Genomic DNA, 12849 nt, shown 5'->3' with positions numbered 1-12849 from the left:
ACTAGACCACAGCCAAGAGGCATCTTTGGTTGTGGTATTCCCCCGCATCACCTACCACGCACTATCCCACCTAAACTTGCGTCCTACCGAGATTGACTTGATGGTGTTCGGCGAGTTGCTCGATCTAATCGAAGCCTGGAGGCAAGAACAAGGCATCAGCCGACCTTATAGGGAAACCTCTATTGACGAAATCATCCCAGCCGGATTGGGATAGTTTTCTAGGGTGATTCTCTGGGCCGTGTTTTGTAAGCTCTAGCTAGCAGCGTTTAGAGTTGAGCCAGAATACAGATTTAATAGCGCTAGCTATTTTTTGCTCTTTACCTGGTTTCATCCGGTTGTAGTTTGCGTCAATTTCTTGAATTAGTGCTTTGTCACAGGGGCAGGAGAAGTATCCTTGCTTGCCGTAGCAGTGGTCATGGTGCATACAAGCTGTGTCCAGGACATCCACTGGGGTTCCTTTTCCATAGCCAGGGCCACACCAGTTACCGTAAACAGGCACCGCAGTTCGTTCTCCTGTCGGGAAATAAGTCGACTGCACTTCATTAAAGTAGGTCCCGCTTCTATGACATCTGGAGATGCGTTACTCATATTTGCTTTGTAGCTATTGAAGAAATAATGATTGTCAGATTTATCAACATATTTAACGATTTCATTAGACAATACTTCTTGTGAGCTATTGGCAATAGGGATGGAATCATTTTCTGCTGCGCTTGAAACTAGCGGTATATGTATCAGTAAAGCGACCGCAAAAGCTGCAGAGCATGCAAATATCTTCTTCATGGTTTATGTCCTTATCCCGGACTTTTTACTGTTTTAGGGACGAGGGTAAGGCCAACGACAGCCGCGATAATAATGGCTGGTAGAATCCATGTCCAGTCTGGGGAAATGTTTTCGGGTACTGCACGGCCGGCAACAACTGGTCTTAGCATTATTCGGCCGATAAGCGAACCAGCCACCACTGCGGCTAGATAGGGGGCTAATTGAGTTAAACGTATGGCGGCTAGTTTATGAGGCGGGTAACCGTAGTCTCTCAGGGTGCTAACTAGGGCATGGCTGTTTTTGGTGGTGATGGTGGTGCCGATATAGATAAGTAGTAGGCCGAGAGCAGTTTCGATGGCAAGGATTAACCAGTTGATGATGTCTAGGGTTTGACTGTTGGTGCCGAGAGGTTCTGATAAGGCCAGATCGGATGAGAGCTGTTGGGCCACAGATTTGAATTGTTGTTGCTGGTCTGCGGGGTAGTGTGAAAAGTCCGGGATGTATAGGCGTCTTTCTATCCCGATAGTAAATCCTTTATTGCTAAAGATTGGGTCTTGAGGGTTAGCTACCCAGCCAGGTAATTCTGCATAGTCGAGGCGTTCGTCTACCTTTTTGGGCAGTGTAACGGGAATGGTTTCTTCTGGCTTATCCAGATTGGGGCCAAAAATAACCAGGGCGTATTCGGTAGAGTCTTGGGTGTCGGCGAGTTCTGGAGAGATTTTTCCGGTTAGCTCTTTACCGTTTTCGGATAGGACAAAGCCCACCAGTGTCATCCACTGGTGACACCTGTCGCTATTGGAATTTTGATGGATGCAGGCTGCGTAGGCACCTTCTGCAACGCGCAAAGAGTGTTCTGATTTTTCCGGGAACCCAAACATGATGGCATGGGTCATGATCTGCGGGAAACGAGTTTTCAGATAGGTCACGTCTGCATCGTTAATAAACGAAACGGTGAGGTAACTGTCAGCGTTGGGTTTACCGACGGTGAGAGCTCTTTGCTGCATGGTAGCGTTAGTGCCTCCGAGAGTGGCGAGGATGCAAAGCAGGCAGATGATTGGCCCGAGAATAAAACTATGTACGCTAGCACGGTAAGCGGCTAGGCGTAAAGGGGATTTATAAACGTAGAAGGGCAGCGCACATCCGAGCAGTGCAACCCCGATCCCGATTGCGGCTAGCGCAATGTAATACAAGACAGCGACATTTGAACTAGTTAAGAAGCTGCATAAAACTCCCACACCCAGCAACGCGAGACCTGCGATAAGCTCGGCTTTTAACTCGCGATTACTAGATTTAGATGCCCTAGTTTTAATTGAACGATAAGCGCTTAAATAAAGTGCAAACACATATATCGCTAGTGCGCCCACGAAATAAGCGACTAGTTCGAGTAAAGCCCGATAATCGCCGCTTAGCGATACCGCATCCCAAACTTGTTCAAAACGAAGCGCAATCTGATCTCGCCAGGTAAATAGCGCCAAATAACCGCCTAAAGCTCCAAGAAGAACCCCGCTAAACAGGGACAGGAAAAGAGGCACGAGGCTAAGCAAGCTTGTTTTCAGGCTGCTAAAACCGGCTGCCAGGAGTGCCTGCCGCAATTTTGCAGTAGAACGTCGAAATGCTAAAAATCCTAGCAGTAGCACAATCCCGACAGTTGCGAGCAATAGATGGGAGATAATCAGAGCGTTTGCAACAAATCCTGGCTCTGCTGATTCCTGTGCATAGCGAATCGCGTAATCTAGCGAGACTTTACGCAATTCTCCGCGATCGAAGAGTGGACGATAATTTGAATTAGCTATATCGGTGTTAGTTACCCAGTTGGTGACGTTAGCCGCGTCGGTTGAGGAATCCAGGCGGGTTGATAAATACACTTCTGACCGGCGCGCTGGCAAAACACTAATGCCCACTACCTGAAAGCGCCTACCATCACAGGCAATCTCACCTCCCAGCCCAATATGGCTGCGCGCGGCAAGGGACTGGGAAATCTCTACTTCATTATTAGTGGTGGCGCGTTTTCCTTTCCGTAAGCGTCCATAATCAAAGCCGGCTCCAGAACGCTTCCACTCCGCATCTGCCCTACTCTCACCATAGTCAAGCTGGCAGGTGGTGGTGATAACCGGCACCAGATTTTGACCAGCGGTCGCGGAGTTTAACAGTTGTTTGGCATTTTGGGTGGTAGCCCCGATACGGTAGGCAAACCCTCCATATGTGACTCGCGTATCCTCAGCTACCGTTTGACGATAAACAGTGGCGATATTATTCAAAAAAATCGCGGTGAAAGACAGCGCAAGCAGACAAATAAAAAAGCCTACCACTAGCTTGAGGTTCGCTTTTACGCAGCCCCAGGTTAGACGCCATCCCATAATCTCACCTCAGTAGGCTGTCGCAGGCGCGAGCTGTTTTTCACGCAAGCGATAATCGTTCACTTCCACTACCCGGTCAGCAAGCGCGGCTAAAGCAGGATCATGCGTGACTACCACTAAACAAACGTTTAACTCATGCGACAATTCACGCAGTAGAATACCGATTTCATGAGAGTTTTTCTCATCCAAAGCCCCGGTAGGCTCGTCTGCAAGCAAGACTTGTGGAGAATTAATCAAAGCCCGCGCAATTGCTACTCGCTGCGCTTCGCCTCCCGATAGATTATCCACCGGATACTCCGCTAAGTCTTTAACCCCAAGACGCTCTAAATACTCCAAAGCTAAAAGCGGATGGCTACCTAAGCTACCGGCTGCCTGCTGTGCTAGGCGCACGTTATCCACCGCACTCAAAAAGGGCACCAGTCGATAATCCTGATAAATCCGAGCCAACAAGCGTGAACGTAGCTCGCGTCGTGAATACGATTCGATGGGGCGCCCAGCTAGCATGATCGTTCCGTGATCGGGAGCAAGGGAACCATCTAGCAAACTTAACAGAGTGGTTTTACCCGAGCCAGACGGCCCCATCACCGCATGAAACATTCCCGCATCAAAAGACGCAGTCATCTCGTCGAAAATAACCCGATCAATCCTAGCTCCTGGAAACTTAAACGAAACCTCAGAGCAAGAAATCATCGTGTTCATCTGTGTTACTCTTTTTACGTTATTGTAATGGATCAAAAGTGACTAAACTCATTTTTAATTCAGAATTTACGCTTACGCCTGCAGTTGCGTCAAGGGATTTTAGCCATGTTGTAAGGAGGTTAAGCACGTGTCTGATAGCTCATTTGGCCTGCGTATTGGTCTGGAGGGTGAGCGAGAGTTTAAGCGCGCGATCGCGGATATTAACCGCTCCATGCGAGTACTGGGTTCTGAACTCAAGCTACTAGCTTGTTCTTCCAGACCTGTAGAGACTCGAGCGTAGGCTGCGACTTTCCGTTTGAACAGTGGGCTACAGGCATTAAGGGTCTGCTGTAGGTTTTATTGACATTATGGTTGTTTCGATTGCTTTACGCTGTCCTGCGTTCGCGTGGCCGAAGTCAAAGCTGTTAGTCATTGACCCCGTCCTCGTTCAGCGCAACTGCGGCACAAATGTCGGCAACATCGCACTCAAGTGCGGTACAGATTCGGGCAAGCACGTCGGTGGTGACGTTACCATCACGTCCGAGCTTGGCGATGGTCGCTGGTGATAGCCTGGTTTGGCGACGTAGGTCTTCGCGGGTCATGTCGCGGTCGATGAGGAGTTTCCATAAGGGTTTGAAGGTGATGGTCACTTTGTTCGCTCTCCTACTTCCTCGGTATTCCATGTGAATCCGTAGAGCGCTTCGGCATCTTCGCCGAGGTGAATGATCTGGTTTTCTGCAACGGTGTGTTCTGCTCCAGTACCGTATGCCTTGGTGGCGTCGAAGGAGAAGAACCGCGCCATTCCGAACGTCCGTTTAATCTTTTTGCTCTGTCAGCACAATTCGACTGCCAGACGTGGTAATTATTTCGAGTGCAGGAATTCACAGGTATAAATTCGAGGTATGAACGATTTTCCAAACGTCGAAGAGACATAATCGAGGTTTCGCTTCTATAACAAGGACACCATTAAACTAACCCTTGAGTATAATCTGACGAATTAAAATGCTAAGTGATACCGGCTAAGCTAACGGTTAGCTGACGATATTTAGTTTTCACATATTAAATTGGAGAGGACGAGATGAAAGAGATTTTGCGTTACCTAGAAGAAAGAGGGGTTAATTATCTGGTTCACTTCACTCCATTATCTAACCTGGAACAAATTAAAAGTAAGGGCATTGTTCCTCGCAGGGAGCTCGAAGCCTCAGACGACACACAATTTATGGCGTTGGATGAATTGCGACTTGACCGTCGGAAAGACATGTCTTGCTTCTCGTTCTCGTTCCCAAACTTTAAGATGATGTACCGTTACCGCGAAAAACTAATTAAGAACGGTTCAGACATCGCCCTACTTTTCATTCCGATTTCACAGCTCTCCTACCTATCCGAGGAGCAGATGTTCTTCTACCCAACTAATGCCGCTTCTAGTCTCTCCATAAGTATGAGGGTGGAAGATCTGAGAGGATTGCCAGCAGTTCAGGCCATGTTTGCTGAAGAAGCACAGACGAAATCGGGTCAAGTATTCTCGCGGTCTGCTGTGAAACTGCCGTCATGTTTGACGACTGATCCGCAGGCGGAAGTACAGATTGCGGCAACGATTCCGTGGGCGGCCGTGTCGTTCATCGCCGTGAATGGGTATGAGAGAAGGACGCAGCTACGGGAGAGCGGACTTCACCCCAAGATTTACGGGACGTGGCGTGTCAACGATGATCGCCAGCTGAATGTGTTCAACATTCCCGATGCTTGGAAAGCTTGGGTTGAAAAAACCGAGGTGTCAAATGGCGAATAGGCCAGTATTCAAGACATCGCATGATGCCCCGTTTGTATCAGAAGTGAATACAGAATTTGAATTTCACCCGGGCTTCTCTATCCAGCAGAAGCAACGCTCGATCACTAGTTTGCATGAATCGTTCTTGAAAGACTATCCAGGACTTCGGGTGCTAGAGATATCATCCAAAGGTAACTTTGAACTGGGAGTTAGACTCAGCGCTTTTAATTTGATGATCCACCAACCCGGCGTTGGGGACTACTCGGTTGAATCGGCATTTCAGGCTTCAAAAGTTTTTGAGCTGGGTGGACCTTTTCAAGATCTCCTAAGGGTATCGAGTCGAGACGCAAAGAGAGACCCCCGACTCAGGAGTAGCGGCCAACTTCTAGCATTCAAGTTTTTTACCCGGGAATTCCCTTTAGAACCAAAGACGTACTTCTATGACTGGCTCTACGCTTCCGCCCTTTGGAGGAAACAGGATCTGTTGAGAGAGGTTGTCCAATTCGACGCATTCACTGACATCGAATACAACCCTAAAAAATCAGTCAACTGTCAAGCACGATCAGTAGCCAAAGTTGTCGGACTATACCGTCGAAACCTTCTGGCGGCAGCTTTGGAAAAACCCGAAAAATTCTTGATGGTAGGCTACCCGGAATGCCAGGAAGAATTCTCTGGAGATAATGAGGACGAGGCGAGACAGGACTCACTTTTCTGAGATTTAGCGGTTTATATGGTCTTTTGCTTGCTACGGGAAAAGAATTGATAATCTGAAAATCCCGAGGGCACCGTTGCATCAACTTAGTGTTCTCATAGTTGAATCAACTGACCCCCGTATAAGAAGCGGAACAAAACCCAGTACGCTTCAACCTAAAATTTGAAGAAAAACTGTCAACCAAACCCTCAGCAGACCCGATCCCTACACATCCGCAAAGGCTGGGCAAGACATTGAACCACCCCAACACGCCCAGCAAAAGACACACAAAATGTTACTTAGCCCCGAATAAGGGATCAGCTTGTGACCGGCGAGATTGACGAGAACAACTACGCTGCCTAGAAGGCTCGCTTCAGGGGTTAGAGCAGAGTATTTAGCGTTTTCAGGGATGCTGCGGCGTCCCTTTTCTTCCCGAAACAGCCACTCTCCACCCCTACCTGCAGTTTTACGAAACAAAAGACCAAAAAAGCGGGGTGAGTACAAAGTGGCTACATTGCTAGGTCTAACACACTCGTGCGACTAAAAGTCGAAAACTACTCCCACTCGATGGCTTCGGTTCTGCCGTCCCGTCATTCCAGTTGCATCCAGTTTTCGGTGCCGTATCGAATCGAGTGCCGCCAGGTGACGCCATGTCGCGTTTCGTCGGCTTCGGGGACAAAAGCTGGGACAACTCTAAAAACTTTTTTCAAACTCAGGGCTTTGAGTTTTTGTTTTTGTCCCAAAGGGCGCGGCGGGACGCCTTTGGAGGCTCGATATCGCCGAAAACGCCCGTTTCGAAACTCAACCGCCCTTTTGCCCGCAAGCCGCCAGCTACAATCGCAAGTGAATCAACGCGGGCGGCTTTCATGCTGGTTGAAAAACCGCAGGTCGCAGCTCTTCGTCGTCCGCGGGTGAAGTGAGTAGTCTCAGGTGGCTTGCCCATGAGTTGGCGAGCGGGCTTTGGGATTCCGCCGACGTCTGGAAACGCTTCGAGCTCCCTTGAATTTCCGGACAGTACATGATATAAGGTAATTGGTTTTCCGTTAGGAAGGCTTCCAAGTGCCGGGGACGTTTTCCCCGGCTTTTTTCTTATCCAGGAGAACAATGCGAGAACTCAGCATCTTCGTCGACGAGTCGGGAAGCGACGGCCTCTCCGACCGCCACTACCTGCTCACCGTCGTCATGCACGACCAATCCGAAAACATCGCGAATTCGATCGCGGCATATGAGGGCGCCCTTCGCGCCAAGGGGCTCCCGGACATACCCTTCCATGCGTCGCCGCTCATGAACGGCAAGGACCAGTACTCGGGGCTCGACCTGAGGACGCGCAAGATGATGCTCGGCTCGTTCCGCGTCTTCTTCCGCCACATGCCCGTAAAGTACCACACCTTCGCATACGCGACCAAGCAGTTCGCCTCGCTCGACAAGCTCGCGGGGGCGATGCGAAGGGATATCGTGAACTTCCTGTTCGACAACCTCGCGGAGCTGCAATCCTACGATATGGTCAAGGTCTACTACGACAACGGCCAGCGCTCCATCGCCGAGTCACTCCATCGCGCGGTCGAGTACGCGCTGTCGAAGGACGCCGTCGTCTACCGATCGGCGCAGCCCTCCGAGTACCGGCTTTCGCAGGCGGCGGACTACATCTGCACCATGGAACTCACGGCAATCAAATACGCGGAGCACACCGCCACCGCGACGGACGAGAAGTTCTTCGGCAAGTGGTCCGATTTCAAGAAGGGCATACTGAAGGAGACGCGCAAGAAGCTCGTCTAGAGAGGCGATCAGCCCTTGGCGGAGCGTTTACCGACAATGGAGTCTGTTACGCGGGTGGGGTTGATAAGACGCCACTTAGCTGCATAATAGGTTCCAGTTAGAAACCCTCGGGTTTGCGGGGCGGGATCGTGAAAGCGATTCTGCCTATTTTTTTTGAAAGACTGCTCGTCCAATGGCTTCTGCATCAGATAAACCACTTGGAGCAGAAGCCGATTTGGAAGATCGAATGGACGAGCATCGAGATTCCGAAGCAGACCATCATCGCGCAAAACCCGATCCCGACCCATTTCATGAAAGGGTCTTTACCCAGCCTGTCGGAGTCCCGTTCCAGGCAATCAGGCGAATACGTGTCGCCGTACTCATCGGTCTTGGCGGACTCTTTCGAAAGCAGCTCGAGGGCTTCGTCGAGGTCGCCGGCAAGCCTGCCCCCGTCGATTCCGACCTTGAAAAGGTGCGTCTCGTCATGCTGTCTGAGCGCCGATTCATCCTGCAGCAGGTAGAACCGCTCACCGTTCACTCCGTTCGCCAGAGCGGTCCTCTCGCTCGAGAACAACCGGATCTCCCTCTTGAGCCTCGAGAAAGCCCCCTTGCTTTCTATTCCGAACTTCCGTGCGAGCAGTTCAAGCTGCCAGAGCAGGTCGTACAGCCCCACCGCGGGCAGAAGCCCGGCCCCGTACACCTTCTCAAGCATCGATCGCTCGAAGCGGTTGTATGCGGGGATCGCCTCCCCGTACGTCAACCTGGTGCCAACTTCAGGAAAATCGCTGCGTTCCATATGGTCTCCTATCATTCAAATCGAGCGTTGATTCTTTGGCGCGCGTCGCCGGCGCTGCACCCCATAACAACGGTTGTTGTTTTCTCGTGGGTGTATCGCCTAGCACGCAGGGCGCAGGTCTAGCCTGAAATCCCCCTTGGCGATGGCGAGGCTGTAGTTCGACACGGCCAAAATCGCGACGCCCATCAAAACCAGGCCGCAAGCGGCAATCAGCTGTTCCGGCGAAAAGCCGAGGGCCTTCTTTCCGTCATCGCACGCCATCTCCGCTACGGCTTCGATTGGCGAAATCGTCGGGATGCCTACCGCCTGTCTAACATTGTTCATGGTTGCCTCCTTCGCTCTCTTCCATTGCTTCGGCCCTTATTTTCAACCGCCATCGGAATTTCGTCTCCTTTGACAGGCTTGGATTACCTACAATTTCATGGGTAATAATGCTGTTTATGGAGGGCCTGCCATGTCTAGGACATTCACCGAGGAGGAGATCTCCGAGTTAAAGGAATCCGGATTCGCAGCGAGCGGCACATCGAGAAGCAGGATCCTGTCCGTCCTCGACCTTCTCGTCCGATTCACTGACGAGAGAACGGGCATATCCGCATCGGAAATCGCGCGCGTCATAGGCATCTGCTCCGAAAAGTCGACGTCTGAGAACGCCATCCTCAAGGACCTACACCAGATAAGCGAAAGCATGCCAATGGGGATCCGCGTAGCGATACCAGGCCACGGCGAGAACGTCGGGTTCAGGGCCGTGAACAAGCCCTTGTCGTCCGAGGAGGCGATTCTCATCTCGGACGTGCTGGGGACGAGCTCCTTCATCGGCGAGGGGCAGAAAGACGAAATCTCCTCGAAGGTGCTTGCATTCTCTTCCGACTATGACGTCGACGAAAGCGTGGAGACCGTGTTCGTCGACCGCAAGGCCGGCAAGGACACTGACGCGATTTTCGGCGTCCTCCATGCCGCATCTCGAGCGATTCGGACGAACGAAAGGATGGCCTTCAAGAAGCAGGTTCACCTGATGAATGGATCGACCGTAAAAATCGGGCCGTACGAGGAGGACCCGGTGGCGATCGTGTTCAGCTTCGGCAGATACTACCTCGAGATCATGCATGTCGACGAAAGCGGTTCCTCAAGCCCCTACTTCCACCGACTAGACGATATCGTAGACCCGGTTGTCACCGGAAAGCCGCTGTCGGACTATGAAAAGGTCGAGGCGCTGAGGACGCGGGTGGTCGCGGACACGCGCCAGCGGATCGACATGTTCGGCTCGGGCACCGCCAGGACGCTGTTCCTCAAAGTCTCCGGCAGTCATGCCAAGTACGTTTACGAAAGGTTCGGCCACGACCTCAAGTTCTGCCATATCGACGAGAGCGGCGGAGACAACGTCGTCGGCTACGCCTGCGTCAACGTGATGCTGTCACCCACTTTTTTCAGGTGGCTATTCGGGATGGACGGCGCGGTGAAGCCGGCGAAGCCGAAGGGAAAACGATGGGTCGGGAGCTTCCCGAATGCCGCCGCCTCCGACTTCGAATCCTATATGCGAGATTACGAAGCGGCCGCAGAGGGCTATAAAGCCGCACTGGAAGCTGCTATTTTGCAATTGGCCTGAAAAGCCGCCAACGAGAAAACAACCCCAATCGACTCGATTCGGAGAGCAAAGACACCCTTTTAAAGGCTTTGACCTGCGGGACGGAGCAGAGATGAACGACAGTAGCCAGATTATCTACAACGTAAAAAAGACCGCGACAAGAATAATCCAAGAGTATTTAAAGCTATGGGTCAAAGAAAGGTGCCCGGATAGTGAAAGCTGGGCAAGGCAGGTTGAGTCCATTTGCGACGAGGCGCGCCGCAGGGGCGACGAGAACCCTCGCTTTAAGCCTAGCTATGACGCGGTAACCGCGCCACTTGACCGCGTTGGTCTCGAGAAAATGGACATGGGCAGCTGGGACCTAACCGCGCTGCGAACGATCGTCCTGCACATTCACCCCTTGGGCATATGGCTCTCTAAAGAGCAATACGAGCTTTTCGTAAAAATCGTGGATGACAAAAACTACGATTCGCACGAATCGACGAACGAACCCATGGAGTACGTCAAACCGTGGTCATGCGAGGCCCTGGACCGCATAGAGCTTTTTGCGAAGAGCGCAAATGGCTCGCTGCAGGAAGACCATTACAAGGAGTATTTCGAAGAGTCCACCAAGACAATCCGAGAAACGCGGGAAAGGAACAGAGAGGAATACGATGCGCGCTATGGGCAAATAGCGGAGCTAAAACGACAAGCGGAAACCGAAGCACATGACATAGCAACATCTCGCGACCCCCTGAATGCCTACGGTGCCGCATTTCCGAAATGGATCTGCAAACTCCCTAACGACTCTCGCGCGTCCTTCCACCTTTGGCACAGCTTCAATGAGGCATTAGTGGCCGAAGGATTTACGCTCGCAGCATCGAACCTCGCTGATGCGTATTATTCAGGTGATGAAATCACTCCCGTCGACTACGAAAAGGCAGCCTACTATTTTGAAAAACGGGGCGTAGATGGCCTCATGTGGTATCAACGAATCCAGTATGCCGGATTACATTTGCGTGGCTTGATTTCGAACGCCTCAGCCGATAGGGGCAATGCCATTCTTTCCGAAATGCAATCTCCCTCGATGAAACTGTGCCTTGCAAGGGAGTATCTATTCGGCAGATGGATACCGAAGAATTATGCAAAAGCGGCCGCGCTTTACGAGGCTTCCCCCACAAAAAGAGCGACCCCTGAATCCAATTCAAGCATCATGACGCCACAGGACTATGCAAACCTCGCAAGTCTTTATTTGGCTGAATTGGCAAATGAACCCTCACCTGGGAAAGGAAGCGAGATAATCGCCGCACTGGAAGATGCCCTTCGTGGCACCGATTCAACACTCCAGGCCTATCAAAACGAAGACGGCTTTACTTTCTACCGGGTGATAACTGCTGGCGGCAAAAACCATCGAAAGACACAGGGTTGAGATAGGCGGCATCGTTCGCCTCTGATTCGGCGCCAATGTCTACGCCGCTCGCCTGCCTCCCATTGTCAAAACGCTAGCTATGGCGAACCATGCCCCAGCGGGTGGGTACCATTTACCCGGGTGCACCTGGGGCAACGGGCTGAAAAACCTGCGCAAGGTCGCTCGCAGAACACGCAACATCAAACACGACAGAAGAGGCGAACGACAGATGCCGGACCCCGGACGACAGCACCGCGGAAGAGAAGCATTCCAACCAAAACCGAACAACTCCAGCCACTAGGCAGGCGCCCGCATGGGCGCCTTTTACTTTTCAGGGACTTAGCTGCGAGCTAAGGCACGCGGCTCATGGCCGTTTCGTGAAGGCCCGACCAGCTCGACCCACTTCGACCCATCTCCGCTCGCGCCGTGCTCACTTATCGCCATCAGGCGGTTCAATCGTCGCGCAGACGAAAAGGCACACGGTGTCGTGCGGTGTCCTCGCGCGGTGCCGCACGGGAAGATTGGAGGAACCATGGCACGCACAGCCGAATGCGCCGCGCCCGAGGGAAGCCAAGATCGGGACGAATGGATGACGGTGATCGAGATGCAGGAGTACATGAGGGCGAGCCGAAACAAGGCGTACGACCTCATCTGGTCGGGAGAGATCGACTCGTACAGGCTCGGAAGGAAGCTCCTGGTTTCGAGGGCGTCCGTGGACGCCTACATCGAATCGAGGAGCGGCAGGAAATGACGGCGGGACCGCCCCGGGAGCCGCCCGCGGCCGGGCACGCGAGGGAGCCTCGAGACGAAAGGAGCTCGAGGACGACCATGACCAAGAGCACTAGCAGGAGCCAGGTGAGGCTCATCGCATCGACCAACGCGATATTCGGCGCCGACGAGGCGTGCGCGATGCTGCGCATCAGCCGCGACGCCATGTACCGGCTCGCAAAAGACCCCGACGACCCGTTCCCAATCCGCTACATCGGCGGCAAGACGCGCGACGGCATCGTGCTGCACGACGAGCTCGTCGCATGGGTCGAGCGCAACAGCGTCGTCGGCTCGCCCAGAAGGGGCTAGCG

17 protein-coding genes are annotated in these 12849 nt (G+C 52.3%); 10 read left to right on the top strand and 7 right to left on the bottom strand.

Features of this window, described 5'->3' with window-relative positions; all coding sequences use genetic code 11:
* Positions 1-31 precede the first annotated feature (31 nt).
* Entirely contained in the window at positions 32-214 is a 183-nt protein-coding gene (locus BQ5456_RS00110; RefSeq protein ID WP_071128209.1) for a hypothetical protein, read from the top strand.
* Positions 215-256: 42 nt separating this feature from the next.
* On the opposite strand, the gene BQ5456_RS10705 is transcribed toward BQ5456_RS00110, so the two are convergent.
* Genes BQ5456_RS10705 through BQ5456_RS00095 form a run of 4 tightly spaced genes read right to left on the bottom strand, consistent with a single transcriptional unit; the run spans position 257 to position 3815 of the window.
* Positions 257-448 (bottom strand): phospholipase A2 family protein, encoded by a 192-nt coding sequence (locus BQ5456_RS10705; protein WP_408056672.1) that lies wholly within the window; start codon positions 446-448, stop codon positions 257-259.
* The gene (locus tag BQ5456_RS10520; protein WP_071128208.1) at positions 361-780 is read right to left on the bottom strand and encodes a hypothetical protein; all 420 of its coding nucleotides are present in this window, start codon (positions 778-780) and stop codon (positions 361-363) included. Before BQ5456_RS10520 ends, BQ5456_RS10705 begins: the two co-directional genes overlap by 88 nt.
* A gap of 11 nt (positions 781-791) precedes the next feature.
* Positions 792-3116, bottom strand: a complete 2325-nt coding sequence (locus BQ5456_RS00100; RefSeq protein ID WP_071128207.1) for a hypothetical protein — start codon at positions 3114-3116, stop codon at positions 792-794.
* A gap of 9 nt (positions 3117-3125) precedes the next feature.
* Positions 3126-3815 carry an ABC transporter ATP-binding protein gene (locus tag BQ5456_RS00095; protein WP_071128206.1) on the bottom strand — a complete coding sequence of 230 codons (690 nt, stop codon included), beginning with the start codon at positions 3813-3815 and terminating at the stop codon, positions 3126-3128.
* A 127-nt stretch (positions 3816-3942) separates the two neighbouring features.
* Here BQ5456_RS00095 and BQ5456_RS10355 point away from each other — a divergent pair, with 127 nt between their 5' ends.
* Positions 3943-4095: a hypothetical protein gene (locus BQ5456_RS10355; protein ID WP_159428737.1), complete on the top strand. Its 153-nt coding sequence runs from the start codon at positions 3943-3945 to the stop codon at positions 4093-4095.
* A 124-nt stretch (positions 4096-4219) separates the two neighbouring features.
* Here BQ5456_RS10355 and BQ5456_RS00090 read toward each other — a convergent pair whose 3' ends face one another.
* Positions 4220-4444, bottom strand: coding sequence for a helix-turn-helix domain-containing protein (locus BQ5456_RS00090; RefSeq protein WP_071128205.1), 225 nt, complete (start codon positions 4442-4444; stop codon positions 4220-4222).
* Between the two features lie 428 nt (positions 4445-4872).
* Here BQ5456_RS00090 and BQ5456_RS00085 point away from each other — a divergent pair, with 428 nt between their 5' ends.
* From BQ5456_RS00085 to BQ5456_RS00070, 4 genes are all read left to right on the top strand, one after another.
* A complete protein-coding gene (locus tag BQ5456_RS00085) occupies positions 4873-5580 on the top strand; it encodes a DarT ssDNA thymidine ADP-ribosyltransferase family protein (RefSeq protein WP_071128204.1) in 708 nt (235 codons plus the stop codon).
* On the top strand, positions 5570-6274 hold the full coding sequence (locus tag BQ5456_RS00080; protein WP_071128203.1) for a DarT1-associated NADAR antitoxin family protein: 705 nt from the start codon (positions 5570-5572) through the stop codon (positions 6272-6274). The genes BQ5456_RS00085 and BQ5456_RS00080 overlap by 11 nt, the downstream gene beginning before the upstream one ends.
* A 626-nt stretch (positions 6275-6900) precedes the next feature.
* Positions 6901-7170 (top strand): hypothetical protein, encoded by a 270-nt coding sequence (locus BQ5456_RS00075; protein WP_071128202.1) that lies wholly within the window; start codon positions 6901-6903, stop codon positions 7168-7170.
* A gap of 184 nt (positions 7171-7354) precedes the next feature.
* Positions 7355-8026, top strand: a complete 672-nt coding sequence (locus BQ5456_RS00070; protein ID WP_071128201.1) for a DUF3800 domain-containing protein — start codon at positions 7355-7357, stop codon at positions 8024-8026.
* A gap of 184 nt (positions 8027-8210) precedes the next feature.
* Here the strand turns inward: BQ5456_RS00070 and BQ5456_RS00065 are convergent, their stop codons facing one another.
* Together BQ5456_RS00065 and BQ5456_RS00060 are read right to left on the bottom strand one after the other, a co-directional pair.
* Positions 8211-8801 carry a hypothetical protein gene (locus tag BQ5456_RS00065; RefSeq protein ID WP_071128200.1) on the bottom strand — a complete coding sequence of 197 codons (591 nt, stop codon included), beginning with the start codon at positions 8799-8801 and terminating at the stop codon, positions 8211-8213.
* 99 nt (positions 8802-8900) lie between these two features.
* The gene (locus BQ5456_RS00060; RefSeq protein WP_071128199.1) at positions 8901-9125 is read right to left on the bottom strand and encodes a hypothetical protein; all 225 of its coding nucleotides are present in this window, start codon (positions 9123-9125) and stop codon (positions 8901-8903) included.
* A 130-nt stretch (positions 9126-9255) separates the two neighbouring features.
* Here BQ5456_RS00060 and BQ5456_RS00055 point away from each other — a divergent pair, with 130 nt between their 5' ends.
* The 4 genes from BQ5456_RS00055 (at position 9256) to BQ5456_RS00040 (ending at position 12847) form a co-directional block, all read left to right on the top strand.
* Positions 9256-10404 (top strand): WYL domain-containing protein, encoded by a 1149-nt coding sequence (locus tag BQ5456_RS00055; RefSeq protein ID WP_071128198.1) that lies wholly within the window; start codon positions 9256-9258, stop codon positions 10402-10404.
* 91 nt (positions 10405-10495) lie between these two features.
* Positions 10496-11791 carry an SEL1-like repeat protein gene (locus BQ5456_RS00050; RefSeq protein WP_071128197.1) on the top strand — a complete coding sequence of 432 codons (1296 nt, stop codon included), beginning with the start codon at positions 10496-10498 and terminating at the stop codon, positions 11789-11791.
* Positions 11792-12302: 511 nt separating this feature from the next.
* Positions 12303-12521 (top strand): helix-turn-helix domain-containing protein, encoded by a 219-nt coding sequence (locus BQ5456_RS00045; RefSeq protein ID WP_042433142.1) that lies wholly within the window; start codon positions 12303-12305, stop codon positions 12519-12521.
* A gap of 77 nt (positions 12522-12598) precedes the next feature.
* A complete protein-coding gene (locus tag BQ5456_RS00040; protein WP_071129839.1) occupies positions 12599-12847 on the top strand; it encodes a helix-turn-helix transcriptional regulator in 249 nt (82 codons plus the stop codon).
* The last annotated feature ends 2 nt before the right edge of the window (positions 12848-12849 follow it).

The organism is Varibaculum massiliense, assembly GCF_900106855.1.
GTDB classification, from domain to species: Bacteria; Actinomycetota; Actinomycetes; order Actinomycetales; family Actinomycetaceae; genus Varibaculum; species Varibaculum massiliense.
This window is presented reverse-complemented; position numbering and strand designations above follow the sequence as displayed.